At 65.1% G+C, this 26,553-nt stretch carries 20 protein-coding genes and 2 tRNA genes; 2 read left to right on the top strand and 20 right to left on the bottom strand.

The window, feature by feature from the left end:
* Positions 1–18 precede the first annotated feature (18 nt).
* The gene (locus AC1DBD_RS04075; protein ID WP_476917207.1) at positions 19–759 is read left to right on the top strand and encodes an acyltransferase; all 741 of its coding nucleotides are present in this window, start codon (positions 19–21) and stop codon (positions 757–759) included.
* 546 nt (positions 760–1,305) lie between these two features.
* Here the strand turns inward: AC1DBD_RS04075 and AC1DBD_RS04070 are convergent.
* The 5 genes from AC1DBD_RS04070 to AC1DBD_RS04050 form a co-directional block, all read right to left on the bottom strand.
* Positions 1,306–2,535 carry a right-handed parallel beta-helix repeat-containing protein gene (locus tag AC1DBD_RS04070; RefSeq protein ID WP_476917206.1) on the bottom strand — a complete coding sequence of 410 codons (1,230 nt, stop codon included), beginning with the start codon at positions 2,533–2,535 and terminating at the stop codon, positions 1,306–1,308.
* Between the two features lie 483 nt (positions 2,536–3,018).
* A complete protein-coding gene (locus AC1DBD_RS04065) occupies positions 3,019–4,188 on the bottom strand; it encodes a glycosyltransferase (RefSeq protein ID WP_476917205.1) in 1,170 nt (389 codons plus the stop codon).
* Positions 4,178–5,917 (bottom strand): glycosyltransferase, encoded by a 1,740-nt coding sequence (locus AC1DBD_RS04060; RefSeq protein ID WP_476917204.1) that lies wholly within the window; start codon positions 5,915–5,917, stop codon positions 4,178–4,180. Before AC1DBD_RS04060 ends, AC1DBD_RS04065 begins: the two co-directional genes overlap by 11 nt.
* 487 nt (positions 5,918–6,404) lie before the next feature.
* Positions 6,405–6,480: transfer RNA gene (locus tag AC1DBD_RS04055), tRNA-Glu, on the bottom strand.
* A 129-nt stretch (positions 6,481–6,609) separates the two neighbouring features.
* Positions 6,610–6,681, bottom strand: a tRNA-Gln gene (locus tag AC1DBD_RS04050).
* Positions 6,682–7,037: 356 nt separating this feature from the next.
* On the opposite strand from AC1DBD_RS04050, the gene AC1DBD_RS04045 reads away from it, so the two are divergent.
* Positions 7,038–8,528 carry a hypothetical protein gene (locus AC1DBD_RS04045; RefSeq protein WP_476917203.1) on the top strand — a complete coding sequence of 497 codons (1,491 nt, stop codon included), beginning with the start codon at positions 7,038–7,040 and terminating at the stop codon, positions 8,526–8,528.
* A 79-nt stretch (positions 8,529–8,607) separates the two neighbouring features.
* Here AC1DBD_RS04045 and AC1DBD_RS04040 read toward each other — a convergent pair whose 3' ends face one another.
* From AC1DBD_RS04040 to ilvN, 15 genes are all read right to left on the bottom strand, one after another.
* The gene (locus AC1DBD_RS04040) at positions 8,608–9,345 is read right to left on the bottom strand and encodes an HAD family hydrolase (RefSeq protein WP_441417443.1); all 738 of its coding nucleotides are present in this window, start codon (positions 9,343–9,345) and stop codon (positions 8,608–8,610) included.
* On the bottom strand, positions 9,345–10,880 hold the full coding sequence (gene gltX, locus AC1DBD_RS04035) for a glutamate--tRNA ligase (protein WP_476981485.1): 1,536 nt from the start codon (positions 10,878–10,880) through the stop codon (positions 9,345–9,347). Before gltX ends, AC1DBD_RS04040 begins: the two co-directional genes overlap by 1 nt.
* A gap of 119 nt (positions 10,881–10,999) precedes the next feature.
* A complete protein-coding gene (locus tag AC1DBD_RS04030) occupies positions 11,000–11,776 on the bottom strand; it encodes a fumarylacetoacetate hydrolase family protein (protein WP_441417441.1) in 777 nt (258 codons plus the stop codon).
* 46 nt (positions 11,777–11,822) lie between these two features.
* Positions 11,823–12,617 carry an MBL fold metallo-hydrolase gene (locus tag AC1DBD_RS04025; RefSeq protein WP_476908638.1) on the bottom strand — a complete coding sequence of 265 codons (795 nt, stop codon included), beginning with the start codon at positions 12,615–12,617 and terminating at the stop codon, positions 11,823–11,825.
* Positions 12,618–12,642: 25 nt separating this feature from the next.
* Positions 12,643–13,017: a DUF1304 family protein gene (locus tag AC1DBD_RS04020; RefSeq protein ID WP_476926339.1), complete on the bottom strand. Its 375-nt coding sequence runs from the start codon at positions 13,015–13,017 to the stop codon at positions 12,643–12,645.
* A 132-nt stretch (positions 13,018–13,149) separates the two neighbouring features.
* Positions 13,150–14,262 (bottom strand): branched-chain amino acid aminotransferase, encoded by a 1,113-nt coding sequence (locus tag AC1DBD_RS04015; RefSeq protein ID WP_441417438.1) that lies wholly within the window; start codon positions 14,260–14,262, stop codon positions 13,150–13,152.
* A gap of 95 nt (positions 14,263–14,357) precedes the next feature.
* A complete protein-coding gene (locus AC1DBD_RS04010) occupies positions 14,358–15,410 on the bottom strand; it encodes a 3-isopropylmalate dehydrogenase (RefSeq protein WP_476981484.1) in 1,053 nt (350 codons plus the stop codon).
* Between the two features lie 72 nt (positions 15,411–15,482).
* Entirely contained in the window at positions 15,483–16,238 is a 756-nt protein-coding gene (locus tag AC1DBD_RS04005) for a class F sortase (RefSeq protein WP_476981483.1), read from the bottom strand.
* 80 nt (positions 16,239–16,318) lie between these two features.
* Positions 16,319–17,512 (bottom strand): hypothetical protein, encoded by a 1,194-nt coding sequence (locus AC1DBD_RS04000; RefSeq protein ID WP_476981482.1) that lies wholly within the window; start codon positions 17,510–17,512, stop codon positions 16,319–16,321.
* 355 nt (positions 17,513–17,867) lie between these two features.
* Entirely contained in the window at positions 17,868–19,427 is a 1,560-nt protein-coding gene (gene metG / locus AC1DBD_RS03995) for a methionine--tRNA ligase (RefSeq protein WP_476908632.1), read from the bottom strand.
* A gap of 9 nt (positions 19,428–19,436) precedes the next feature.
* Entirely contained in the window at positions 19,437–20,204 is a 768-nt protein-coding gene (locus AC1DBD_RS03990; protein ID WP_346960862.1) for an ABC transporter ATP-binding protein, read from the bottom strand.
* Complete coding sequence (locus AC1DBD_RS03985; protein WP_476981481.1) at positions 20,201–22,990, bottom strand: ABC transporter permease; 2,790 nt, start codon at positions 22,988–22,990, stop codon at positions 20,201–20,203. The genes AC1DBD_RS03990 and AC1DBD_RS03985 overlap by 4 nt, the downstream gene beginning before the upstream one ends.
* A 202-nt stretch (positions 22,991–23,192) precedes the next feature.
* Complete coding sequence (gene serA, locus AC1DBD_RS03980) at positions 23,193–24,788, bottom strand: phosphoglycerate dehydrogenase (RefSeq protein WP_441417432.1); 1,596 nt, start codon at positions 24,786–24,788, stop codon at positions 23,193–23,195.
* 138 nt (positions 24,789–24,926) lie between these two features.
* Entirely contained in the window at positions 24,927–25,952 is a 1,026-nt protein-coding gene (ilvC, locus tag AC1DBD_RS03975; protein ID WP_441417431.1) for a ketol-acid reductoisomerase, read from the bottom strand.
* Between the two features lie 86 nt (positions 25,953–26,038).
* Complete coding sequence (gene ilvN / locus AC1DBD_RS03970; RefSeq protein WP_138768975.1) at positions 26,039–26,551, bottom strand: acetolactate synthase small subunit; 513 nt, start codon at positions 26,549–26,551, stop codon at positions 26,039–26,041.
* Positions 26,552–26,553 lie beyond the last annotated feature (2 nt).

Raw genomic sequence — 26,553 nt, 5'->3', positions numbered from 1 at the left:
CATTGATACTATCGGCTGGTGCCTATTATCCAGAACCTGATCCCCCAGACCGACGGCAGGGGCAACCGAATCGTCGGCTCCCCCGTCAACCCTCCTGGCAAATCATCTATCACGTTTAATGCCAGCAACTGCACCGTCATCTTCGAGGAAGATGCCCAGTTCTTCGGCGGCATGACGTTTTCACACGACGGCAGCGTCGTCCGTATCGGTAAGCGGTCGATCATACGCGGCGCAATGGGCGTCGGCGAGGGATCGATAACCTTCGGAGAAGATGTGGCGTGTGCCGGGAACATTGAGGTAGTGGTTTTCGATGGTGCAACGGTCACAGTGGGCGACGACTGCCTGTTCGCGTCCGGAACCCAACTGCGTACATGGGACCAGCACCCTATCTATGATTTGAGGACCCGGAAGCGCATCAATTTCGGGCGCGACATTCGAGTGGGAAACCGCGTGTGGATGGCTAAGGATGCCGTAGCACTACCTGGTTCCAGGATTGGCGACGGCTCCATTGTCGGATTGAGGTCCATGGTTACTGCCAGCACGCCTGTCCCGCCGCATTGCGTTGCCGTCGGCCAGCCCGCCAAGGTGGTAAAGAAGTACGTGGCCTGGGCCAAGGGCCCGGCGGTCCCCGAACTTCCAAACGCAGGGTCTTACCCCGGGCCAGAGTCTATGCCGTATTTCAAGACCGACAAGGCCTGGCCGCTTGATGTGCGGGCGGTCACTACGAATCTTCTGGCTCGGCTTGGTATATGCCGCTAGACCGGACAGACACCCCCGCCATTTTGGTGGGGGCACCTCGTACCGCGGCTAATGCTTGGCGGGCGGGGTCACGACACGCGCTCCCGACACTTAGGTACGAATGACGCTCTACCCAATCTGCACCGAGGACGTCGCCCTCAAAAATCATCCGCACCTCCACAGTCTCGAGGACCGCAGGATGGTGGCGGCAGGATGACGGCGGCAGGATCCGGCTCAACGGGACGCCGTTGCCGTCCTAAAGCGCTGGCCGAGTCAAGTCACATTCGGATCGCTGATACAACTTCTGATCCCGATCACCTGCGGGCCGATGGGGTCAACGAAAAAACGCCACCTACTCAGAGCGGGACACCGACGAGTACCGCCGCACTGTCCGGAAAAGCCAGGTGCCGTCCAAGGTGGAAACTGTGCGCCCGGCTTCCTTCGCACCTAAACTGCAGTCGACGATTCGTCGATACTCACTCACGGACAGCAGGGTTATTCATGAGCAACGCAGTCGTTTAGGAACCCGAGCTGGCCCGATGCTTCGTAGCAGGACGGCACAGCATTCTAGGGGGAGGACGAAACCCCGCGGCCGTGCGTATTTCCGGATACGTGTGCGTTCGTGGATGAACCGATCAGGACTGCTGCGCCCCCGCCGTAGACTGCGTTGTTCACGATGTTCGGGGATCTGGTCCATTTGAGATAGATGCTGGCTGCTTTCTTCGTAGCCTTCTGTCGCACAACGTTGCCTCGTATTTCGATACCGCGAAGGGGTGCTGTGGAAGATCCGTTGACAGCAATTCCACTGCCTACGAGGTTGGGGTTTATTTGGTTACCGATCACCTGGACGTAATCGGACTGGATCACGTCGATTGCCGAGCTAGGGTTGGCGGGCACTTCGGCCAGATCGAAACTAAGCCTGTTGCGCTCAACAACTACGTCTGATGCCTGAACCTTGATGAAGCGCCGAGAGACGTTGCGGATTTGGTTATCCCTGATCGACACTTTGCCCGATTCGAATGGAAGCCTGCCGTCGACGAACAGCACGTGGATTGCATCACCTTCCTCGCCGGCGATGTTCTCTATCCGGTTACTAGAGATGACCGAAACGGCGGTTGCCGCCGACCTTGCGTTGAGTCCGATGCCTCGGGCGAAACCCGGGCCGTTGCCGATCCTGTTGTCGCCGATGCTGACAACATTGCGGACTACGTTGTTGCGGACCGTGACGCCGCCTGTGGTGGTCACGTCTATTGCCCGTGCGGACTGGTTTGCTGATCGGAAGTTCTCGTAACGGCCATCTTCGACAACCGCCCCGGCGCCAGTCACCTTCAGGCCGAAGGCTGCCTTGTTGTTGCCGTCGATATTGGCGCGAATAGTGGTGTTCTTGCCGGTCACCGTAAGCGCCGTGATGTTGGTTCCCACAGCGAGGATCTTCGCGTTAGTGGCCAAGAAGTGCCTATTGTCGCCCGCCAACGTAAGACCCCGACTGATGCGGTACGTGCCGTCTGCGAGACGCACACCGCCGGCATTGAGCCAGGCCTGGAGTGCGGCGGTGTCGTCTGTCACCCCGTCGCCCATTGCTTCAAAGGGCGAATCCTTCGGGTTCAGCGCGAAGGAGTCCCTGTCTGCCGGGGCAATCCCTTCTAGGCCAAGCCCTTTGGCCACCGCCGAGCTAACTGCAGTCCACGTCCCCGTGACCGCCATTCCAAATTGCTGACCGCCGACGAGCAGGCCAAGACAAACGGTGAGGATGCACAACACACCTGTCACTCGCCGTACCACTAACTTGTTTGCCATGGCGGCTCCAATCCGCAAGAGACCGCGCAAATACGTCCCAACTCACCCCACTAGTATGGCCAGATAGTCCCAGGGCTCTCCCTCGTCATCGGTTCCATAGTCCGCGCCCGAGAACGTCTAATTCATGAGGACTCTCTCCGAATCGCGCCAATTGGGTGGTTGCGGGGAGCTACCCCTGGCGATTTCGCGAGTTCGGATTCTAATCACAGTTCGAATCTTCCCACAGCTTTCGCTGAACCGCGACGGGCAAGCAGCGCTACCGGTGTCTGGATTGCAGGGCCGCCCTACCGGGCGACCGCTGCCCGGGATGTGAGCCGGCGTGCAGAGTGATGCGTTTCTGGGCTGGTGGTTGGTGCTGCCTAGCGCTTTCCAAAGAGCAGATCTGCGATTCAGGCCAACTTAGGCGAGCCTGCGACCTGAGATATTACCTGGCCAACCGCATCTGCGACCTCTGCCGGGCCCAGATAGGTAATCGTGCTTAGGCTACTCAAGGCGGGCCAGAAGGTTCCTCGCGAAGTCCTCGCTCACTAGATCTGGATCAAGCCGTTGAATATGTGCGGCAAGAGACTCCTGGACGTGGGTGCTGCCTCTGAGACGTACGGAGGCTATCATCGCTCGCGCAAACGAATCGGCCGAGCCGTCCTCAACGAATTCCGTGGACTTTGTGTCCAAGCCCTCGCGGAATGTGGGTGTATCGGCTGCCACCACGGGCAGGTCAAAGGTTCCGTAGAGGAGGGCGGCCCCGCTATTGAGCGTGCGTTCGTAGTTGACAAGGCCAATGTCCGCAGCACGGAGGAAGTACTGTGCCCTGTCGTTCGGGATCTTGTTGCTTTCGATAAGTACATTCGGGTGAACGAGTGCCCGCTTGATGAAGTCTCTAACGGGAGGGCTGTTATCCGACCCCCCAGCGACTAATAGTCGAAATCTAAAACCCGGAGACGACGATGCCATGATGTCCACAGCATTCATTAGCCGTTCCAGGCCTTTGTAGGCCTTCAGGGCACCAAATAACAGGAACACCACCTCATCAGGGCCCAGACCGAGCATGGCCCGGGCTTCTTCCCGGGTGACGACATCCACGTAGGCGCCCTTATAGCTGGGATGGGGAGCCACGACGATCTTTTCGCGGTCGAGCTTCAAATATCCGTCCATGGCATCTACCGTGCTCTCCGACATCACGTGCACGATGTTGGCCGCATCCGCCACACGCTGCTGGACCTCAAGCTCGACATCTACGTGAATGGCATCATGAGGGTAGACGTTGTGGACTGTCCATATGACATTGGCGCCCTTTTCGCGTAGCCGCTCCAGACGGCCCGCCATCCCTAGGCCGATAGCACGGGCGCGGTCTTCCTCGACCGCACCCAGGGTCATCCAGGAGTTCCAGTGAAGGTGCAGGGTGGTGGTGCGCGCCATCCTGCTGAAATCCAGTAGGCCGCGAAAACTCTCCGGCTTGAGAATTGGTGCCACGGCAATCCCAGCTGTACCGAATCGACGATAGAGCAGTGCTTGGTAGGGATTCATACGAGCAACTGGGGTGTAACCCAGCAAATGTGGCTTTTCTTCGCCGTTTGCCAAGGACGAATATGCGGCCAGCAGCTCTGATGCCGGTGACTGTGGGTTCGCAGTAAAACTCCGGTATTCAATTTTCACGTGACGCGGCTCCTTCATACAGACCTGCGAATTCATTGACGTAGCGTTCCCCGTTGCTATCCCAAGTCCTGTGAGAGCGAACCCAGTCGAGGCCGGCGGTTGCCATACGTTCGCAGTCAGCAGGGTCGTCAAACAAGCCAAGGAGCAAGGTTGACAGCGCGCGGGCATCGCCGGCAGGGAACGTTACTCCTCTCAGCGGGGGTTCGACGATTTCGAGGAGAGCAGGCAGGTCGCTCACTACTACCGGTTTCCGAAGGGCCATGGCTTCAAATGGCTTAAGCGGAGTCACATACGTTGCTGCGCGCTCGGCAATCCGCGGTACCACGAAAATGTCTATCAGGGAGTAGTAGTCGGCTATGGCGTTGTGGTCCACCGGCCCGGTGAAAATTACACGGTCAGACACGCCCAGTTTCGCCGCCAATTCAATAAGCGTCTCCTTCCGGGGGCCTCCCCCTACCAGCACGCACCGAGCTTCGGAGCCGGCGTCCTTGAGGAACCGACAGGCCTGGATGAGCGTCTCCTGGGATTCCCTGTAGTGGTCCATGTTTGATACGTATCCGAAGGTGGGGTGGCTACCGATGCCGTAGCGATCGGACAGTTCAATCGAACGCTCGCGGGGACTAAACCCATCAGCGTCCACCGCGTTTGGTATTATCCCGATTTTGGCAGCTGGGATTCCACGGCTGATCAATTCGTCTTTCATTGCCTCGCCAATCGTCAGCACTCGATCGGCGCGGTGCATACACATCTCTTCGACCCACATACGGCGCGCAAACGTTTCCCCTTGAGACTCCCACTCCAAGTCTCCGGTCCAATTTCCTTCGAAAAACGAACGAACCTCGTAAACCAGCGGCAGGCCGGTCTTCTCCTGCAGGGCCAGGCCGACTAGCGCTGTGTCATAGCCTCTTCGGCCTGAGCTCGCGTGGATAACCGAAGGACGGTATCGGAGGACCTCTTCGTATGCGAGTTGGGCAAACATCTGCAAAAATTCATCAACGGGCATCCCGGCGTAGTCGATCTCGCCCACGTCCAGACGGACGTGCCGTACACCATCAACGTGCTCGGAACTTTGGAATCGCCCGACATCGAGCGTCCGTGGGAATCCGGGTTCGGTGACAACAATCGGCTCGAGGCCAGCCTTCGACTCAGCAACGAAGTTCCGGTGGCTGCGCGATGTAAAACCATTCGAGAGATATGGCCGGCTTTCCTTGACGAGGTGGAGGATGCGGCCCTCAATGGGGTCCGTTACCGGTACCCGTCCACCAGGAATGGCCGGTGTCCATCCGGACAGCTCCCTGAGCCTTCCCTCAAGCCTGCGGATACCTCTCGGATCAACGCTCCGGTCCAACCTTGCAGCTTCATAGGTGAGGAGGAGCGCGTCGCTTATTTCGCCCCGCTTTCCCTGGAGGTCCCGTAGCGCCCGAATGAATGGCGCGTTCTCCTTCAGACGCTTCCGCAAGGCGGTAGCCCAGACGAACGCCGTGTCGTAGTCCTTAGTAGCCATGGGACGGGTCAAGGCGTTCAAGCCGGCGAACGGTGAAGTCAACTGGACGATTTGCGGGGGCGGCGTATGGGTGCCGGGCCTCGAATCTACAAAGTCCGACACTGCTGCGGCGTTTGCCTTGTGGAGTCTTAGAAGTCTGGAAATATCCGCATGAGCCTTGTCGAGCTCCTCCAAGGCGACTTCCAACATCTCCCCGTCGGACATGATCCGAGAGTGAGTGTTCATTTAATTTCTTCCCCCTATGCCTAGCAAACTCGTGCGCGCGAGAAAGCTGTGACGGACTAAAATCTTCACTCGTGTTTCGGGTGGGCCGGCGCGCATACCGGCTTCGACGGGCAACGCGAGCTTAGGAGACATCCAACATCGGGACTCGGCCAGCAGCTGGAACGCCGCGCTCATGACCGGAAGCCAGCAGCGCCAGATTCGGACCGTCGCATGAACGGGCGGTACCCAACCCAGCAACCCTCCCGCAAGAGAATCTCCGCCACATCGCCATCAACAGCGACCTCTTGGCCCAGCCTAGCCTAATTCACTAGCGACCCCCTCCGCGGACCGCCCTGCGTTACCTATTCCGCCAACGGTTGTGCCTTTTCCGCCAGTGGTGGTGCCTTCGCCTTGGCGGCCGACGTTGGGACTTCGATAGACGGTGACTTCCAAGGCGCCGGAGTGGCAACGAAAAACGGCCCCGGGCTGATGCCCGGGACCGTTTCAATGGTGACCCCAGCGGGATTCGAACCCGCGTTACCGCCGTGAGAGGGCAGCGTACTAGGCCGCTATACGATGGGGCCAGGTACTTCCAAACAGCATCTCTGCCATTCAAGCCAAGTCAGTATTTCATAAACTCGGCGCGTGTTCCAAATCGGCCAGGCCGCTTCGGAACCCCTGATTCACCGCGGAAATCCGCGGATTATTCAGAGCTGGGATACCAGGACTCGAACCTAGAATGACGGTACCAGAAACCGTAGTGTTGCCAATTACACCATATCCCAATGGAACTTTCGGGCCGGTTCCGCAGGTCGAAACCCGCGCTCCCGGCGCCTCAGCACGAGTAATTACTTTACCCGAGAGTTTTCCCTTGCACAAATCGGGCCAACCGCCTCGGCTGGCACCCCGCCAGCACCCCCTCCCGACCCTTCCAAGCCTCGCTTTTTGGGATTCCTCCGCAAAAACCCTTGCCAATCCGGCTCCGCCAAGTTTACGCTCGGTAAGTTACCAACGAGTAACAACCCTCTCCCCCACTCAATTGCGGGCAGAATAACGGCCAATTTTGGATGTTAGCTGCATCACAGTTGCGGGGGGCCGGCAGCAGAGCCGTTGCCGGCGAGATCGTCGAGAGGAACAACCCGTGTCACAGAGTCGTGCCGCTACCGTCCCAACCCGCACCCGGGCGCAACAGATCGCCATCGCCATCCTGGCCCTCCTGCTGATCGCGCTACTGGGGTTCTACACCCTGGTAACCGGACGCATCACGGACGGATCCGCAAGGCTCAATGACGGGGCCGGACTGGCCTCTGCCGGGGCACAGCAGTTGAAGGATGGCGCAGGCAAACTTGCCACCGGCGCCGGACAGGCCGACGTTGGCGCCGGCAAACTCTCGGACGGCGCCGCGAAGATCCAGGTCGGGATCGCGGACAAGCTCGCCCCCGGCGCGGAGAAGCTGCAGGCCGGCGCCCAAAGCCTCGCCACCGGGGCCGTCAAGATCCAGACGGACGTCAACAACAAACTGGCACCCGGCGTCTACAAGGTGGACGACGGCGCGCAGAAGCTTGCCGCCGGGGCGGTGCAGCTCTCCGCCGCCCTGACTCCCACCGCTTCCGGCACGGCGCCGAACAACCTCGCCGACGGCGCCACCCAGCTCGACGCCGGGGCGGCCAAACTGGCCGACGGGACAGGCCGCCTCGCTGCCGGCGCCACTCAGTTGAAAGCCGGGACCGACCAGCTGAAGGCCGGTACCAACCAGCTGAAGGGCTACCGCGGAGCGAACAACAATCCTGAAGCCGGCACCGGAACCGCCGCGCTGGCCCAGGCGCTTGAGCTGCTGCAGGCGGCCGCCAACGACCCGGTCCAGGGGCTCGTGCCGCTGGCAGTGGTCAAGGACAAGATTGCGAAGATCCTCGCCGGCGCCCAGCGACTGGATGCCGGCGCGTCCCAGCTCCAAGGCGGCGCGGGCCAGCTCCAGTCCGGCGCCGGCCAGCTGGAGGCCGGGAGCGCCCAGTTGAACACCGGAGCGGGCCAGCTCCACGCCGGAACCGGGAAGCTGACGGCCGGATTCGCCACCCTGGCCGGCAAACTCAACAGCCGCGATCCCAACAGCCCCGGCGTCGTCCTGGGCACCGAACTGCTGGCCGCCGGCACAGCCAAGATCCGGGTCGGCATGGACGGCGTTCCGGGCGATCCCGAACACCCCGGCCTGCTCAAGGCCACCGCCAGGATGACTGATGGAACCTCCCGGCTGGCGGACGGCACGCAGGCGCTGCACACCGGAATTGCCGGGGACCCCGCGGATCCGGCCAACCCCGGCCTGCTGAAGGGCTCCACGGCCCTCGCCAGCGGAGCATCGCAGCTCTCCGAGGGCAGCACCAAGCTGGCCTCGGGCTCCACCCAGCTGTCCACCGGCGCCGGCAAGCTCGCCGACGGGAACGCCCGGCTGGCGGCAGGCACCGGAACGCTGTACTCCAGCGCAGCTGCGGTGTCGCCGTCGAACATGATCAAGGCTGACGTGGCAGTGGCCCTGGGTCTCGTGGCGCTCCTCGGACTGGGCGCCGTGGGCGCCTACCTGGCGCTGCGGAACCGGCGACTGGCACAAGAACGGCGTCTCGCGCAGGAAGCGGCTTAGCCCGTCACGCAGACGGCCCCGCCGGAGGATTGGATCCTCCGGCGGGGCCGTTTTGTTGTGGCGACAGGCGCCGGCAAGCTCACGCCAGCAGCTCCAGCAGCGAACCGATCTCGCGCCCGGAGAAGCCTGCGGCGGGCTCCCCGCCGCGGTTCAGCCACACGCCCAGCAGGCCCGCCGCCGTCGAGCCTTCCGCGTCGAGAAGCCGGTTGTCGCCGACATACAGCGTTTCGCCGGCGCCGGTTCCGAGCCGGCGCACCCCTTCGAGGTAGATCGCGGGATCCGGCTTGGGCACGCCGACCGTGTCCGTGCCCACGAGGACGCCGATGCGCCCCAGCCCGGCGGCGTCAAGCTTCACCCGCTGGTAGTCGTGCACATTGTTGCTCACCGCCCCGTACGGAACGCCGGCGGCGTCGAGCGCGTCCAGCAGCGGCGCCACGTCGTCAAAGGCACGGATGTAGCTGTGCTGGCGGCTGGCGTAGGAGCTCACCCAGTGGTGGGCCTGCTCGCCCTCCTCGAGTTCGACGCCGAAGTGCCCCAGCGCGGCCCGGCCGCGCAGCAGCCGTTGTTCGTTGAAGCTCAGTTCGCCGGCCAGGTAGCGGTCGTAGAAATGGGTCGTCTCCCGCGTGAAGATGCGCCCGAACCGCTCCCAGCCGGCCTCATCGAGACCGGGAAGGAGGTGTTCGCTGACATCCCGCAGGGCGGTCGTCATCGCGAACTCGAGGTCCACGAGGGTGTCGTCGATGTCGAACAGCACCCCGCGGATGCCGTCCAGACCGGCGGCGAGGATCCCGCTGCCGGACCCGGACCCGCCGTTCATCAGCCGCGGAACGCGCGCAGGCGGGCCAGGGACGAATCCTTGCCCAGGATGACCATGGACTCGAACAGCGGCGGCGAGATCCGGCGCCCGGAGATGGCCGTGCGGACCGGGCCGAACGCCAGGCGCGGTTTCACGCCCAGGCCTTCCACCAGGGCCTCCTTGAGGGCGGCCTGGATGTTGTCCGCGGTCCAGTCGGCCACGGGTTCCAGCGCCGCGAGGGCCGCGTCGAGCACCTCGGTCAGGTTCTCCGGGAGGCCCTTGCGGGCGTCGTCGGCGACGTCGATCGCGTCGTCGGCCTTGAACAGGAAGGCCAGCATCTCAGGCGCTTCGCCGAGCAGCGAGATGCGCTCCTGGATCAGCGGCGCTGCTTCCGCGAGGATCTCCTCCTCACGGGCGCTCAGCTGCTCCCCGACCAGGCTGGCGGACTGCAGGTAGGGAACCAGGCGGCCGCGGAAGTCCTCCGGGTCCAGCATGCGGATGTGCGTGCCGTTAATCGCTTCGGCCTTCTTGATGTCGAAGCGGGCCGGGTTGGCCAGCACGTCATTGACGTCGAAGTTTTCGATCAGCTGTTCAACGGTGAAGATGTCCTCGTCCGCGGAGAGGCTCCAGCCCAGCAGGGACAGGTAGTTCAGCAGGCCTTCGGGAATGAAGCCGCGGTCCCGGAGCAGGAAGAGGTTGGACTGTGGGTCGCGCTTGGAGAGCTTCTTGTTGCCCTCCCCCATGACGTACGGCAGGTGCCCGAAGACCGGCAGGTAGCTGGCGACGCCGATCTCCATGAGCGCGCGGATCAGGACGACCTGGCGGGGCGTGGAGGAGAGCAGGTCCTCGCCGCGCAACACGTGCGTGATGCCCATCAGGGCGTCGTCGACCGGGTTGACCAGGGTGTAGAGCGGCGAACCGTCGGCACGGACGATCACGTAGTCGGGGATGCTGCCGGCCTTGAAGGTGATCTCGCCACGGACCATGTCGGTGAAGGTGACGTCCTCGTCGGGCATCCGCACGCGCAGCACGGGCTTGCGGCCCTCGGCCTTGAACGCAGCGAGCTGTTCCTCGGATAGGTTCCGGTCGAAGTTGTCGTAGCCCAGCTTGGGGTCGCGGCCGGCGGCGCGGTGGCGGGCTTCGACTTCCTCCGGGGACGAGTAGCACTCGTAGGCGTAGCCGGTCTCCAGGAGCTTGGCCACGACGTCCTTGTAGAGGTCCAGGCGCTGGGACTGGCGGTACGGCTCGTGCGGGCCGCCCACTTCCACGCCCTCTTCCCAGCTGATGCCGAGCCACTTGAGCGCCTCGAGCAGCTGCTGGTAGCTCTCCTCCGAGTCGCGTGCCGCGTCCGTGTCCTCGATGCGGAACACGAAGGTGCCCTTGGTGTGCTTCGCGTGGGCCCAGTTGAAGAGGGCCGTGCGGATCAAGCCGACGTGCGGGGTGCCGGTCGGCGACGGGCAGAACCGGACGCGGACCGGGGTTTCGGCGGTGACTTCACGGGTCATTTCCGTGGTGGCGGTGCTGGAGGCGGCGTCGGGCGCAGAAGGAGTAGTCATAGTGGTACCAACTTTACCGCGTGCCCGCCGTCGGATTCCGCTGCGGAAACGGACAGCCGCACCGTGGGTCCACGGTGCGGCTGTCCGAAATCGGCGCGGTTTTGTTCCGCGCTGGGCGGTTAGCGGCGGACCACCGGGTTGGAGAGGCGGCCGATGCCCTCGATCTCGACCTCGAACCGGTCTCCTGCCTTGACCAGGCCGACGCCGGCCGGGGTGCCGGTCATGATGACGTCGCCGGGGAGCAGGGTGAAGGCCTGCGAGACGATGGAAACGAGTTCGCGGACGCCGCGGATCATCTGGCTGGTGCTGCCGTCCTGGCGGAGCTCGCCGTTAAGCCGGCCCTGGATCTGCAGGTCCTCGGTGTCCAGTTCGGTCTCGATCCACGGGCCCAGCGGCGCCGAGGTGTCGAAGCCTTTCGCCCGTGCCCACTGCAGGTCGGTCTTCTGGACGTCCCGGGCGGTGAGGTCGTTGCCGCAGGTGTAGCCGAAGACGACGTCGTCGACGCGCTCCTCCGGGACGTCCTTGCAGATCCGGCCGATCACGACACACAGCTCGGCTTCGAAGGAGACCTCCTCGGAGAACTCCGGCAGGATGATCGGATCGTTGGGGCCGATCACCGAGGTGTTGGGCTTGAGGAAGAGCAGCGGCTGCGCCGGCACCTCGTTGCCGAGCTCGCGGGCGTGTTCCACAAAGTTGCGCCCGACGCCGATGACCTTGCTGCGCGGGATGATCGGGGCGAGGAGGCGGACGTCCTCCAGCTTGTGCTTGACGGCGGTCCGCTCCACACCGTGGAAGAAGGGGTCGCCATTGATGACAGTGACTTCCTCACTGCCGGGCTGGCCCTCAACAATGCCGTACATGGGATCAGAATCGACTACAAACCGGGCGATACGCATGGTTCCTAGCGTACCGTCTCAGGCGGCAAGGCCCGGGCTGCTCGTTTCAGGAGGGGCCATGTGAGCGCAGGTAATCGAGTTGTGCGGCGACGGACAGTTCCGCCGCGGGCCGGACAGCCGGGTCGACGGCGGCGTAGACGGCGTCGGCCACTTCTTCGACGCCCGCCTCCGCTCCGAGCCCGGCGAGGGCGGCGCGGATCTGGGCCAAGCGGTCCTGCCGGTGGTCCCGGTAGGCGCGAACGATGCTGTCCAGCGCCGGAAGCATGGGGCCGTGGGCGGGCAGGACGGTGGCCGGACCCAGGCTTTCCAGCCGGTCCAAGGACTCGAGGTAGTCCCCCAGCTTGCCGTCGGGGTAATCCAGGACGGTGGTGCCGACGCCTAAGATCGTGTCCCCGGTGAGGACGGCGCCGTGGGCTCCGTCCTGGGGCAGGTGGAAGCAAACCGAGTCGGAGGTGTGGCCAGGGGTCGCCAGCACACGGATTTCCACCCCGGCGGCATGCAGCACCTCGCCCTCCCGAAGCGGCTCTCCCCCGTGGCAGTGTGCGGGGTCTGCGGCGCGGACGGGGGCTCCGGTGAGTTCGGCGAAGCGTGCCGCGGCCGCGGTGTGGTCGGCGTGGCGGTGCGTAATGAGGATCAGTTCGACGGCGCCGTACTGGGTCAGTTCGCGCAGGTGGTCTTCGTCGAGGGGTCCCGGATCCACCACCACGACGCCGGCCGAGCCAGGTGCCGCCACCACGTAGGAGTTGGTGCCGTGCAGGCTCATCGGGCCCGGGTTCGGGGCAAGGCGGAACCGCGTCAGCTCGGTGCTGCGGACCAGGGCGCGGGCATCATCGGGAATCACTCTTCCATCTTCCCACCGGGGACGCTCAAAGGAGCAGCAGGACGACAATGACGGCGGGCAGAAGGGCCTCGGCGATGGCGCTGGCCCAGAGCCGGCGCTCGGACAGGACCAGAATGATGCCCAGCAGGACGTGGCCGACGGCGGTGAATAACAGGAGGGTTCGGCCGGCCGCCGGCTCCGCACCGGTCAGCATGAGCGCACCGATAATCGCGCCCACGCCCCAGATCATGTTGTAGAAGCCGAGGTTGAAGGTCCACATCCGCACCGCCGCGACGTCTTCCGGTTCGATCAGGAAGAGCCGGTAGAACCGCTGGTCACGGAAGAAAAACGACTCCAGGATGCCGACGGCGATCAGGACGATCCCGAAAACGATGCCCAGAACCTGTATCAGCCCAGTCATGGCTCCAGTGTGGCGCTGCGGCCGGCAGGAAAACAGGGACTTCCGGACCTTAAGGGTGTGTTGGCTGGCGGCCGCAAACTGCGGCGGCCCGCACCCGAAGGTGCGGACCGCCGTCGTACTTGTTGCTGCGGGCTACGCCAGGCGGGTCAGCCAGCCGTGCGTGTCCTCCACGGTCCCGGTCTGGATGCCGAGCAGCTGCTGGCGGATGGCCATGGTGGTCTCGCCGGCCTTGGCGTCCTCGGAGCCGATGAACTCGGTATCGTCCTTGAGCACGCCGATCGGGGTGATGACGGCTGCGGTGCCGCAGGCGAAGACCTCGGTGATCTCGCCGGAGGCGACGCCGTCGCGCCACTCATCCAGGGTGATCTTGCGCTCGGTGACCTCGCGGCCCATGTCCCGGGCGACCTGCATCACGGAGGAGCGGGTGACGCCCTCCAGGATGGTCCCGGACAGCGCGGGGGTCACCAGCGAGCCGTCCTTCATCACGAAGAAGACGTTCATTCCGCCGAGTTCCTCGACGGCGTTGTCGTTGAACTGGTCCAGGAACAGGACCTGCTTGCAGCCGTGCGCCTCGGCTTCCTGCTGCGCAATGAGGGAGGCCGCATAGTTGCCGCCGCACTTGGCGGCGCCGGTGCCGCCGCGGCCGGCACGGGCGTATTCGCGGGAGATCCAGATGGAAACCGGCTTCAGTTCGCCGCCGAAGTAGTTGCCGGCCGGAGAGGCGATGACGCGGAACGACACTTCGCGGGCAGCCCGGACGCCCAGGAAGGCCTCGGTAGCGATCATGAAGGGGCGCAGGTAGAGGGCCTCGCCGTCGCCGGAAGGAACCCATTCCCGGTCCACGGACACGAGCTCGCGGATGGCGGTAAGGAAGTATTCCTCCGGCAGCTCCGGGAGGGCGAGCCGGCGCGCAGATTTGTTCAGGCGCGCGGCGTTGGCTTCGGGCCGGAACGTCCAGATGGAGCCGTCGGCGTGGCGGTAGGCCTTGAGCCCTTCGAAGATCTCCTGGCCGTAGTGAAGGACTGCTGCGGAAGGATCAAGCATGATGGGACCGTAGGGTTCGATCCGCGGATCGTGCCAGCCGCCTTTGCCCTCGGCGTCGACGCTGTAGTCGACGATCGCGGTGTGGTCGGTGAAATGGTCGCCGAATCCCGGGTTGGCCAGGATGGCTGCACGTTCTTCAGCGGACTTCGGGGTTGCCGAGAGCCGCTGGCTGAATTCGACGCCATGGGCAGTCTGGGTCATGGTTCCTCCACGGTCGGCTGCCTGGTGTATGAACGTGGTTCATCCTCGGACCACGGCAGCATTTTGGTGATTCGCAACAAGCTTACGCCCGGGTGTCAGAGGGCGGCGGCGATCGCGTCGCCGATGGCGGCGGTGCTCCGGTAACTGCCGTCCCGGCTTTCGACGTCGGCGGCGACGGCCGCCTCGATCTTCCGTGCCGCAGTTGCGTAGCCCAGGTGGTCCAGCAACAGCGCTGCGGACAGGATGGCCGCGCTGGGGTCGGCCTTCTGCTGGCCGGCAATGTCCGGCGCCGATCCGTGGACCGGCTCGAACATGGACGGCGCGGTGCGGTCCATGTTGATGTTGCCCGAGGCTGCGAGGCCGATGCCGCCGGTGATAGCGGCGGCAAGGTCAGTGAGGATGTCACCGAAGAGGTTGTCCGTGACGATGACGTCGAAGCGCGCCGGGTCGGTGACCATGAAGATCGTGGCAGCATCCACGTGCAGGTAGTCGTGGCTGACCTCGGGGAATTCCTGCGCCACTGCTTCCACGGTCCGCTTCCAGAGGTGCCCGGCGAAGACCAGGACGTTGTGCTTGTGCACCAGGGTCAGCTTCTTGCGCGGGCGCTCGTTGGCGCGGCGGAAGGCATCCCGGACCACACGCTCCACACCGTGGGCGGTGTTCAGCGAGACCTCGGTGGCCACCTCGTGCGGGGTGCCGGCCCGCAGCGTCCCGCCGTTGCCGACGTACGGCCCCTCGGTGCCTTCACGGACCACGATGAAGTCGATGTTGCCCGAGTTCGCGAGCGGGCTGCCGACGCCGGCGTACAGCCGGGAGGGGCGCAGATTCACGAAGTGGTCCAGGCTAAAGCGCAGCTTGAGCAGCAGTTCGCGTTCGATGATCCCGGAGGGGATCCGGGTGTCGCCGGGGGCGGCTCCCACCGCGCCAAAGAGAATGGCGTCCCGGGTACGGAGGTCGGCGAGGGTTTCTGCCGGCAGCGTCTCCCCCGTCTCCAGCCAGTGCTGGGCGCCGAGCTTGTAGTGGGTCTGCTTCAGGTCGATGCCTTCGGCGGCGGCGGCCTTCTCCAGGACCTTTAGCGCCTCGGCCGTAACTTCCGGGCCGATGCCGTCGCCGGGGATGACTGCGAGATCAATCGTGGATGCGCTCATGTTTTCAGGGTAGCCAAGGCATCCACATGCTGGTCAAATTGTCTCAATATTCGGAAGGGCGGCGGGGGATCTTCAGCCGGCCGCAACCGGGGACGCGACCACGGTCACGTTCTTTCCCCAGAGGTCCCCGGTATAGCAGGAAATCAGGACCAGTCGATTGGGGACGACGGACCAGATGGGGCTGTCCTTCAGGCCCGACTTGAGGTAGGTGGTCACGGAATCCACCTTGTAGGTGATGACGCCGGTGGCCGTCTGTACAGTCAATTTGTCGCCGGGTGCGGCCATGGTGCTCAGGTGGTTGAAAGGCGCGTCGACGCCCTGCCAGCTGTGGCCGACGATGTAGGTGGTGTTTGTCGACCCGACACCTGGCACGCCGAAGGGGGTGAGCCAGTAGCCGTCCATTGTTTCGGGAGGAACGATGCTCTGGCTTGCAGCTTCACTCTGGCTGGGCTGCAGGGGATGAATCACGACGTCCATCCGTGCTGCGGGATAGGAAATGCGCTGCGGGGCGGCCGCAGCCGGGCCCGGCACCGGCGGGGCGGTGCGTCGGACGGCCGCCTTGGGGGCTGCTTTTTGTGGAGCGGAGGAGGTGGGACCAGGGGCGGACGGAACCGGGCTTTGCGCTGCTGCGGTGGCCGTAGGAATGGGTCCCGCTGCGGGCCCGGCGGCGCCGCTACCTCCGGCATTGAGACCGAAGGCCGCGTAGACGAGCCACGCCGCCAGCAGCCCAACGATGCAGGCGACCAGCACCAGTTTGTCCCGGCCACCCAGCAGCAGTCCACGCGGTGCCGTCTCGACGGAATGATCGGCATTACGGCGAAGGGCCATGAGAGCTCCTGGTGCAGTGCTTGCTCGAGGGCAGTAGCTGTGCGGGCCGGCTGCACAACGGCAACCGGCCCGCATCTTTCCTAGCTGTTGGCGTTACCGCTCCGGACCATGCCCCGGAGCAGGGCCGTTGCGGCCCCCGCTGTCAGGAGTCCGGTCAGCACGGAGAGCCAAAGCGGAATTCCGGCACTGGGAGTGCCGGCCACCGCCGTCTGGACGTTGAAGCCCATGTTGACCACGGGAGCACCCTGGGCCGCGCCGGTCGGCGGTGCCACAGGCTTCGCTGCGGGCGGCGCTGCGGGCTTCACAGCCGGCGGGTTCTTGGGCTCGTGTGCCGGCGGATCCTCACACTCGTCCTTGTCCCACTTGCCCGGCCAGTCGCAGTCATCGCCGTGGTGATGACCCTTGTCGCCCTTGTCCCACTTGTTCGGCCAGTCGGCGCGGTCTCCCCTGTCTCCATGGTCGCCCTTGTCACCGCGGTCGCCCTTGTCCCACTTGTTCGGCCAGTCGGCGCGGTCGGCCGTGTCGCCATGGTCGCCCCTATCCCACCTGCCCGGCCAGCCGGCGTGGTTTCCCTTGTCGCCACGGTCACCCGGCTCGCACTTATCGTCCTTGCCGGGCCAGTTTGCGTGGTCGCCATGGTCGCCCTTGTCGCCGTGCTCGCCGTGCTCGCCATGGTCGCCCTTGTCGCCGTGCTCGCCGTGCTCGCCATGGTCGCCCTTGTCGCCGTGCTCGCCGTGCTCGCCCTTGTCCCCATGGTCGCCCTTGTCACCCGGCTTGTGCGAGCCGTCCGGCTTGTCACCCGGCTTGTCACCCGGCTTGTGCGAACCGTCCGGCTTGTCACCCGGCTTGTGCGAGCCGTCCGGCTTGTCACCCGGCTGGTGCGAAGTGTCTGGCGTTCCGCCGTTTGCCGGCGGGTTGGTCACCGGAACGGTCGGAGTCTCTGGAGTCCCGCCGTTGGCCGGCGGATCGGCCACTGGCGGGATCGTCACGGGCCCCGGCAGGGGATCCGGCTTCTCCGAGTTGTCCGGCGTACCCGAAGCCACGGGCGGGATGGTCACCGGACCCGGCAGCGCATCCGGCGCCCCCGCGTTGTCCGGTGCCCCCGCGATGTCCGGTGCGCCCGGGTTGCCGGGCTGGCCGGAGCCAGGCGCCTGGCCAGGGCCGCCCGTGCCGGGCGAGGATGTCACTTCCCCGCTCCCGGTGTCACCGCCGCCGACAGCAGCGGCGTTGGCCGTGCCCGCTGAACCCAGCAGTGCCAGACCTAAAATCCCCATTGTTGCGATAGTTCGTCTCATTTTTGGTTGCTCCATCACGAGTCGACTTTCGACCTGACGGCACCCAGCGGAGCAACATCGGCGACCGGGTGTGCGAGTCCCCGGCCTGGAACATTGAGGGTGAGTGATGAGTTACTCCCCCAAGGGCTTCATCAGACCGCTAACGCCGTAACCGTATGCCGGGGCAACTCGGAGAGTCCCGAGTAATCTCTGCCCGCTTTCACTCCCGGAGCACCCGTTACGAAAGGGAAACTACTTGGGCGCAAAAAAGCGAGGTGACAGTTCACCGCGGTGTTCCGGGCGAACACTGCCGTGAACTGTCACCTCGCGGGGTGGTGCGGGGGATCAGTTGGGGCTACGCCTCTGCGGGCTCCTCGTACTTGGGAAACACCGGGGCCGGGGCAGGCAACGGCGTCCCGGCCTCGATCGGGGTCTCCAGCGCAGCGAAGTCGCGGGCTTCCCCTTCGGACTGGCCGAGGCTGTCAAGGATGGCCGCGGCCGCCGTCGGCATGACCGGCTGGGCGAGGATGGCGACGATCCGCAACACTTCGAGGGTGACGTACAGAACGGTGTTCATGCGTTCGACGTCGGTCTTCCGCAGCACCCACGGAGCCTGCTCGGCGAAGTAGGCGTTGGTGTCGCCGAGCACGTTCCAGATGGCTTCGAGCGCGCGGCTGAATTCCTGCTTCTCGAACGCTGCGCGGGCGATGCCCAGCAGGCCCATGGCCTGGCCCAGCAGTGCGGCGTCCTCTGCGCTGAAGCCGGCCGGGACCGGGACGCGGCCCTCGCAGTTCTTCGCCACCATGGACAGGGAACGCTGCGCCAGGTTGCCGAAGTTGTTCGCCAGGTCCGAGTTCATCCGACCGACAATCGCGTCGTGGCTGTAGTTGCCGTCAGCGCCGAACGGCACCTCGCGGAGCAGGAAGAAGCGGACCTGGTCCAGTCCGTACTGCGCCACCCAGTCAGCGGGCGCCACCACGTTGCCCAGCGACTTGGACATCTTGATGCCCTGGTTGTGCAGGTGGCCATGGATCATCACACGCTTGGGCAGTTCCAGCCCGGCGGACATCAGGAATGCCGGCCAGTACACGGCGTGGAACCGGGAGATGTCCTTGCCGATCACGTGGACGTCGGCGGGCCAGTACTTCCGGAAGCTCTCCGAGTCCGTGTCCGGGAAGCCGACACCGGTCAGGTAGTTGGTCAGCGCGTCGACCCAGACGTACATCACGTGGTCCGGGTTGCCCGGCACCGGCACACCCCATTTGAAGGACGTCCGGCTGATCGAGAGGTCCTCGAGGCCGCCCTTGACGAAACTGATGACCTCGTTGAAGCGGCTGTGCGGGGCGCCGAAGTCCGGGTGGTCCGCGTAGAGGGCCAGCAGCCTGTCCTGATAGGCCGAGAGCTTGAAGAAGTAGCTCTCCTCCTCGGTCCAGGTCACCTCGGTGCCGGTTTCGGAGGCGTAGCGGAGGCCGTCTTCACGGACCTCGGTCTCGTCCTCGACGAAGTAGCGCTCGTCGCGGACCGAGTACCAGCCGGCGTACTTGGAGAGGTAGATGTCTCCGTTGGCTTCCATCCGCTGCCAGAGCGCCTTGGCCGCCTCGTAGTGGTCCGGGTCCGTGGTGCGGATGAAGCGGCTGAGCGAGATGCCCAGATCATCGCTCATCTGGCGGAACGCGGCCGAGTTGCGGTCGGCAAGCTCCTTGACCGGGATGCCTTCCTTTTCCGCCGTCTGCTGCATCTTCAGGCCGTGCTCGTCGGTGCCGGTCATGAAGAACACGTCATAGCCGTCCAGCCGCTTGAACCGCGCCATCGCGTCGGTGGCGATGACCTCGTAGGCGTGGCCGATGTGCGGCACGCCGTTGGGGTAGCTGATGGCCGTGGTGATGTAGAACGGGGTTTTTTCGGAAGGCGTCACGTTATTAACCTAGATCAGTTCGGTCAGGGTATCGCTCTGGCGGACAAGTTCGTGGTCGTGTGAAGCGACCAGGACGGCGATGCCGTCCGACGTCGTGTCCTTGAGGATGCTGATGATGCGGTTGGCCGAGGTGCGGTCCAGGCTCGCGGTGGGCTCGTCGACCACCAGCACGCGGGTGCCGAGGATCAAGGCCCGGGCGATTGCGACGCGCTGGCGTTCGCCGCCGGAGAGCTGGGCGGGACGGTGGCGCATGCGCCGGCCCAGGCCGACGAGGTCCAGGAGGTCCTTGGCCATGTCGCGGCGCTGTTCCACTTCGCCGTCGGGGACGGCCGGAAGCAGCACGTTCTCCAGCGCGCTCATGCCGTCAATCAGGGCGCCGCCCTGGTCGACGTACCCGATCAGCGCACGGCGGCGGTCGGCGATTTCGTCGTCGCCCATGGTTTCGAGCGAGTCGCCTTCCCAGAACACCCGGCCCGACGTCGGCAGGGTCAGGCCCGCGCCGACGGTCAGGATGCTGGTCTTGCCCGAGCCGGAGCGGCCGGCGACACAGTGCATTTCGCCGGCGTGCAGCGTCATGTTGAAGTCGTCGACGACGTTGACCGCCTCCGCGCCGCCCTTGCCGCCGCCGTAGTGGATGGTGATGTTGCTCAGTTCCAGCGGTGTGGCGTGGTCCGTGGCCTTCACGATCGTGTTGGCGCGGGTCTGGTGGCCGCCGTTCCCGGTGCTCTCCGGCATCCGGTTCCGGGCCGCCCTGGTCAGGTTCAGCTCGTTAGTCATTGGACCACTTTCGTTGCAATCGGAATCCAGCAAAGTACAGCCACGAGTCCGGCGATTCCGGCCCAGAGTGCGGCATAGGGGGCGAGGAGCAAGCCAATGCCCAGGGCGCCAAGGACACCCAGCGGCACGGCGATGGCTCCCACCATGGCATTTTCGAAGAAGCGGACCTGGCCCAGCATGTCCGGGTTCCAGCCCATCGCCTGCAGGATCCCGAGATACTGGCGCTTGGCCCCCAGTTCGAAGCGTCCGGTGACCATGGTCAACAGCAGGCCCACGGCGACGCCGGACACGCCCAGGATGATGCTCGGCATCGCGATACTGGCCGCGGCCAGTCCGCTGAGGGCACTGGCGCCCGCGGCACGCGGAATGTCGATCAGCAGCGCGGCGAGTCCACCCACCGCGGCACCGAAGACGCCGACGGCGACGGCGAGGGAGCCGGTGTTGAACTTGTTGGTGCTCAGCTGCCGGCTGGCGAAGGTCAGCGGCGAATCGACGGGGATGAGCCGTTCATCGTGCTGCGGTTCCTGGTCGATGACCTCCCGGTGCCGCAGCTGCTGCGCGGCGAAGTAGGCGGCGCCGCAGTAGAGGACCAGGACCGAAGCGGAGACGACCGCGGTGGCAGGGTTCCAGCTGAGCAGGCTCAGGGCGATCCCGGCGACGGCCAGCAGTGCCGCGCCGACGCCGAACTCGGCGAGCACCCAGGACCGGATCTTGCGTTGCGTCCAGCCCATGGCCCGGAGCGTTCCGGCCTCGCGGCGGCGCTTGCGGACATAGCTGACGGTGGAGGCGCCGGTGAGCAGGGCGGCCCCGCACAGGGTCAGGAAGAGCAGGGTGAGGTTGGTGCCGGTCAGCGAGCCGGAGACCGCGTCGGCGGCGTCCTGGCGAACCCAGGACTGCTGCACGGTGCCCAGCGGCGACTCCTTGCCGGCGTCGTCCTTGGAGTAGCCGGGCACGAAGATGCTGGCGTCCTCGCGGGCCGAGCCTGCAACCACGGTCGCCTGCAGGCCCATGTCGCGGATCTCGCTGGCAAGCTTCTCGACCTCGGGCTGGGCCTGCTTCCAGCTGCCGTCGACCTTGGCACGGACGCGCACGGCGTCGATCACGGAGGCGTTCTTCTCGTAGCCGCGGGCCGCGGCCAGGCCGTAGTAGTCGGTGATGGCGCCGGCCGACTGGCTGACCAGGCCGGTACCGCTGAGTGAAGGCTTGAGGGCGGTCTTTTCGACGTCCTTGCCGTCGGCGTCCTTGGTCAGGGTGAACGGGGTCGGGTCATAGCCGCCGAGCGGAAGCCGGTTGACGTCGCCGGCCGCTTCCTGGACCTTGGCTGGATCGAAGGTGCCGTAGACCATGGCCAGCGGGGTGGCGGGCTTCTTCCCGGTCGCAAGGTTTTCGCGGTAGGAGCGCTCGTCGACCGGGGTGCGCTGCGTCTGGTCCACCGGGGCGTCGTTGGCGCCCTTCTCCGGCAGCCGGTTGACGGTGACCCAGTCGCCCGGGACCGCGGACTTGTCGACGGCGCCGTTGCCGGCCGTCTTTCCGTCCTTGTACTTGGGCGCGGCGGCGAAGTCGGTGCTCCAGGTCGCGGGGTTGTAGAGGCCCTGGCCGAAGCTGCCGGTGTCGCCGAGCAGCTTGGAGAGGTCCTTGGATCCGGGCCACTCCAGGGCGAACGGGGACTTGGAGACGAAGGGAAGGTAGTCCTTGTCCAGTGAGCGGGTCACGGTGCCGACGTTCTTGGTGACGTTGCCGGCGTCGTCGATTTCCTCGATCTTGACGGAGTACTTGAGGTCAAGGGAGGTGCCGGACCGGACGATCAGCGGAATCGCCTGCGAATCGTCGGTCAGCTGACCGGCGCGCTTGGCCTGCTGGTACTGCGTCATCAGCGGGGCCCAGTACTTCAGCTTGACGCCAAGGAAGTCGGGGCCTTCCTTGAGCTGTTCCATGCTGATGCCGCTGGTGAAGAGGCTTTCGAAGTGGCGGCCGATCGCGCCGGCGTTGCGGGCGTCGGCCGGGGGCGCCTTCTCCAGCGGCGCGAGGAAGTCGCCGGAGCCGCCCAGGAGCGCGCGCTCCGAGACCGGATCGACGGCGACGACGGACTCGGTCACCTGCGGGGCCAGCGGCAGCGAAACCGAGAGGTTGAACAGGTTGTGCTCCGAGCCGCCGGCCGGGGCGGGGAACTTGATTCCGGTCTCGCCTTCCGGGCCCGCGATCCGGACGTTCTTGCCGCCGGCCACTTCCTCTTCGATGAGCTTGGCCTTGCCGAGGGAGCCCTCGGCGGTCGTCTTGAACAGGGTCTGATCGGACGTGCCGTCCGACTTCACGGCACTGGCGGTGAGGCGGTATTTCTTGGCCGTGTCGCTCAGGACAGACTCGGCGGCGGGCCACTTGGACGGATCAGTGGCGCTGGGGTCACCGGCGGTGCCGGCCAGTCCGGCGTTGTAGCCGAGGTAGTCGGTAGCGTCGAGGCGCGGGGTTTCGAGGTTCTGCGAGACCCGGGAAACGAGGCTGATCGGAGCCGCGACCGAGGTGCCGGAAAGCTTGCGGATGGAGTCCAGCTGTTCGAAGCTGATGCCGCCCTGGCCGGTGGCGATTTCGGGCTGCATGAGCCCGCCGTTGTCGTCGGCCTTGGCCTGGACGAGGACGTCGTAGAGCCCCCGGGAGTTCTGGTCAACGGTGCGGTTCAGCGCGGCCTGCGACTGGCCCTGCACCAGCACGGACAGGCACATGGCCACGATCAAAATGGACGCGGTCAGCAAAAGCACTCTGCTTCTGATGAACCTCTGGACGGCGTTCATTGGGCTCCTGAAAGCTGGATTGCGTGCGCACACCGCTGTTCATTCCGCGCGGAAATGAAGGCGTCCCCGGCCGGGTGTGCAAAAGTAAAGGCCGGTCTGCCGGCCAAATCCGAAATTCGGACCTAGCCATTGTACGCAGACCGGCCGCTCATTCGTGGCCGCCTGCGACGGTGTTGCCGCCGCAGGCGCCCACGCTGGGGACCTAGTCCTCGAGGTCGACCTCGCGGACCATATCGGCGCCGATTCCGGCCTTGATCGCTTCCAGCACCTGCTGCGGCACGGAGCTGTCGATGGTCAGGAGCGCAAGCACCTGGCCGCCCTCCGCCTGCCGCGCCACCTGCATGCCGGCGATGTTGATGTTGTTCATGCCGAGGATGTGCCCGATCGTGCCGATCACGCCCGGACGGTCCGAATAAGCCACCACCACGAGGTGTTCGCTGATCGGGATTTCGACCTCGAAACCGTTGATTCCGACGAGCTTCTGGATCTGCTTGGGCCCGGTCAGCGTGCCGGCCACCGAGATCTGGCTGCCGTCGCTCAGGGCCCCCCGCAGGGTCAGGACGTTGCGGTAGGACTCCGTGTCCGGGGTGGTGATGAGCCGGACGTTGATCCCCCGCTGCTCGGCGATCACGGGCGCGTTGACGTACGAGACCTGTTCGGTCACGACGTCGGCGAAGATGCCCTTGAGGGCCGCGAGTTCGAGGACCTTGACGTCCAGCGAGGAGATTTCGCCGGCCACCTCCACGTCGAACTGGGTCAGCGAAGCGTGGGTCATTGCGGTGAAGATCCGGCCCAGCTTCTCGATCAGCGGGATCCCGGGGCGCACGTCCGGGGCAATGACGCCGCCGGCTACGTTCACGGCGTCTGGCACCAATTCGCCGGCGAGGGCCTGGCGGACGGACTTGGCAACGGAGACGCCTGCCTTTTCCTGGGCCTCGTCGGTGGACGCGCCCAGGTGCGGGGTCACCACGACGTTGTCGAGCTTGAAGAAAGGCAGGTCGGTGCTGGGCTCCTTGACGAACACGTCGACGCCGGCGCCGGCGATCTCGCCGGACTCCAGTGCCGCGTACAGGGCTTCCTCATCCACCAGGCCGCCGCGGGCGACGTTGACGACGTACGCGCTGCTCTTCATCTTCTTGAAGGCCTCCGCGCCGAGCATGCCGACAGTCTCGGGCGTCTTGGGCATGTGGATGGTGATGAAGTCCGACTGGGCCAGGAGCTCGTCCAAGGTCACCAGCTGCACGCCGAGCTGGGCGGCGCGGGCGGAGGTGATGTAGGGGTCGTACGCGAGGATCTTCGTGTCGAAGCCCTTCAGGCGGGCCGCGACGAGGGCGCCGATCCGGCCGAGGCCGATGATGCCGATCTTCTTCTCGAAGAGCTCCGTGCCGGTGTACTTGGAGCGCTTCCACTCGCCGTCCTTGAGCGCGGCGGAGGCCTGCGGGATGTGGCGGGCGAGGCTGAGGATGTGGCCGACGGTGAGTTCGGCGGCAGAGACGATGTTCGACGTCGGGGCGTTGACCACCATGACGCCGGCCTGGGTGGCGGCCTTGATGTCGACGTTGTCCAGGCCCACGCCGGCGCGGGCGATCACCTTGAGGTTCTTCGCGGCGGCGATGGCCTCGGCGTCCACCTGGGTGGCGGAGCGGATCAGGATCGCGTCGACGTCGGCGATCGCGGAGAGCAGCTGGGAACGGTCGGCTCCGTCGGTCTGGCGGATTTCAAAGTCCGGGCCGAGGGCCTCGACTGTGGCGGGCGAAAGTTCCTCAGCGAGGAGTACGACAGGTTTGGTGCTTGTCACCGGTGACCTCTTTAGCTCTCTTGTATTCAGGTGGGGATTTTGGTGAAACGTCGGTGGTGCAGATGTTGCGGGTGGTGCTGAACGCAGGGAAGCCGGACCCCGGTGCGGGTGTCCGGCTCCCCCTGCCGGCCAGTTGCCTTAGCGGGCCACTGATCCTTCGGTGTAGTCGTCTTCGTTCTTGATCCAGGAGAACAGCTTGCGCAGTTCGCGGCCGGTGGCCTCGATCGGGTGGTCTTCACCCTTCTTGCGCAGGGCCTTGAACTCGGGGGCTCCGGCGTCCTGGTCGTCGATGAAGCGCTTGGCGAAGGTGCCGTCCTGGATGTCCTTGAGGACGGCCTTCATGTTTTCCTTCACCTCGGGGGTGATAACGCGCGGGCCGGAAACGTAGTCGCCGTATTCCGCCGTGTCAGAGACGCTCCAGCGCTGCTTGGCGATGCCGCCCTCGACCATCAGGTCGACGATCAGCTTGAGCTCGTGCAGCACCTCGAAGTAGGCAACCTCGGGCTTGTAGCCGGCCTCGGTGAGGGTCTCGAAGCCGTACATGATCAGCTGCGAGGCGCCGCCGCAGAGCACAGCCTGCTCGCCGAAGAGATCGGTTTCGGTCTCTTCGGTGAAGGTGGTCTCGATGACGCCGGCGCGGGTGCCGCCGATCGCTTTGGCGTAGGACAGGGCCAGTTCCTTGGCCTTGCCGGACGCGTTCTGCTCGACGGCGATCAGGTCCGGCACGCCGCGGCCGGCTTCGAACTCGCGGCGCACGATGTGGCCCGGTCCCTTGGGTGCGACGAGGGCGACGTCGACGTCGGCCGGCGGCTTGATGTAGCCGTAGCGGATGTTGAAGCCGTGTCCGAAGAACAGGGCGTCGCCGGCCTGCAGGTTCGGGGCGATGTCCTCGGCGTAGACGTGGCGCTGGACCTGGTCCGGGGTGAGGATCATGATGAGGTCTGCTTCGGCGACGGCGTCGGCGACGTTGAGAACGCGCAGGCCCTCGGCCTCGGCCTTGGCGCGGGACTTGGAGTCTTCCTTCAGGCCGACGCGGACGTCAACACCGGAATCGCGCAGGCTAAGGGCGTGGGCGTGGCCCTGGGAGCCGTAACCGATAACGGCGACGGTGCGGCCCTGGATGATCGACAGGTCGGCGTCGTCGTCGTAGAACATTTCAGTCACTGGGGTGTCTCCTTTGAATGGATTCTTTGGTGTTGTCTGGGGAAATTCAGGGTATTGCTGTGTTGCTGCAGGCTTGGCACGGCCGCTTAGGCGGAGCGCAGGGCCCGGTCGCTCATGGAACGGGACCCTCGGCCGACGGCCAGGGTGCCGGACTGCACGATTTCGCGGACGCCGAAGGGCTCCAGCACCGAAAGCAGTGCGGTGAGCTTGTCGGGGTGGCCCGTCGCCTCAATGACCACCGACTCTGTGGAGACGTCGACCACTGAGGCACGGAACAAGTCGGCTGCCTGGGTTACCTGCAGCCGGGTTGCGGCATCCGCACGTACCTTGACCAGGATGTGGTCGCGCTGTACGGAAGATTCGGGGGTGAGCTCGACGATCTTAATCACGTTGATCAGCTTGTTCAGCTGCTTGGTGACCTGTTCGATCAGCTCGCCGTCGGCGTCGACGACGACCGTCATCCGGGAGATGCCCGGAACCTCGGTCGGGCCGACGGCCAGGGAGTTGATGTTGAAGGCGCGCCGGGCGAAGAGGCTGGCGACGCGGGTCAGCACACCGGGTTTGTCTTCGACCAGAACGGAGAGTGTGTGGCGGGTCATGT

The organism is Arthrobacter sp. 10T419, from assembly GCF_056394105.1.
This window is presented reverse-complemented; position numbering and strand designations above follow the sequence as displayed.

Bases quoted from the DNA above. Each gene is read 5' to 3' on its own strand.
- AC1DBD_RS04020 (WP_476926339.1), bottom strand. From the start codon at position 13,017: ATGACTGGGCTGATACAGGTTCTGGGCATCGTTTTCGGGATCGTCCTG.
- AC1DBD_RS04000 (WP_476981482.1), bottom strand. From the start codon at position 17,512: ATGGGGATTTTAGGTCTGGCACTGCTGGGTTCAGCGGGCACGGCCAAC.
- AC1DBD_RS03985 (WP_476981481.1), bottom strand. From the start codon at position 22,990: ATGAACGCCGTCCAGAGGTTCATCAGAAGCAGAGTGCTTTTGCTGACC.
- AC1DBD_RS04060 (WP_476917204.1), bottom strand. From the start codon at position 5,917: ATGAACACTCACTCTCGGATCATGTCCGACGGGGAGATGTTGGAAGTC.
- AC1DBD_RS04010 (WP_476981484.1), bottom strand. From the start codon at position 15,410: ATGAGCGCATCCACGATTGATCTCGCAGTCATCCCCGGCGACGGCATC.
- AC1DBD_RS04070 (WP_476917206.1), bottom strand. From the start codon at position 2,535: ATGGCAAACAAGTTAGTGGTACGGCGAGTGACAGGTGTGTTGTGCATC.
- AC1DBD_RS04015 (WP_441417438.1), bottom strand. From the start codon at position 14,262: ATGACCCAGACTGCCCATGGCGTCGAATTCAGCCAGCGGCTCTCGGCA.
- AC1DBD_RS04005 (WP_476981483.1), bottom strand. From the start codon at position 16,238: ATGGCCCTTCGCCGTAATGCCGATCATTCCGTCGAGACGGCACCGCGT.
- gltX (WP_476981485.1), bottom strand. From the start codon at position 10,880: ATGACTACTCCTTCTGCGCCCGACGCCGCCTCCAGCACCGCCACCACG.
- AC1DBD_RS03990 (WP_346960862.1), bottom strand. From the start codon at position 20,204: ATGACTAACGAGCTGAACCTGACCAGGGCGGCCCGGAACCGGATGCCG.
- ilvN (WP_138768975.1), bottom strand. From the start codon at position 26,551: ATGACCCGCCACACACTCTCCGTTCTGGTCGAAGACAAACCCGGTGTG.
- AC1DBD_RS04040 (WP_441417443.1), bottom strand. From the start codon at position 9,345: ATGAACGGCGGGTCCGGGTCCGGCAGCGGGATCCTCGCCGCCGGTCTG.
- AC1DBD_RS04030 (WP_441417441.1), bottom strand. From the start codon at position 11,776: ATGCGTATCGCCCGGTTTGTAGTCGATTCTGATCCCATGTACGGCATT.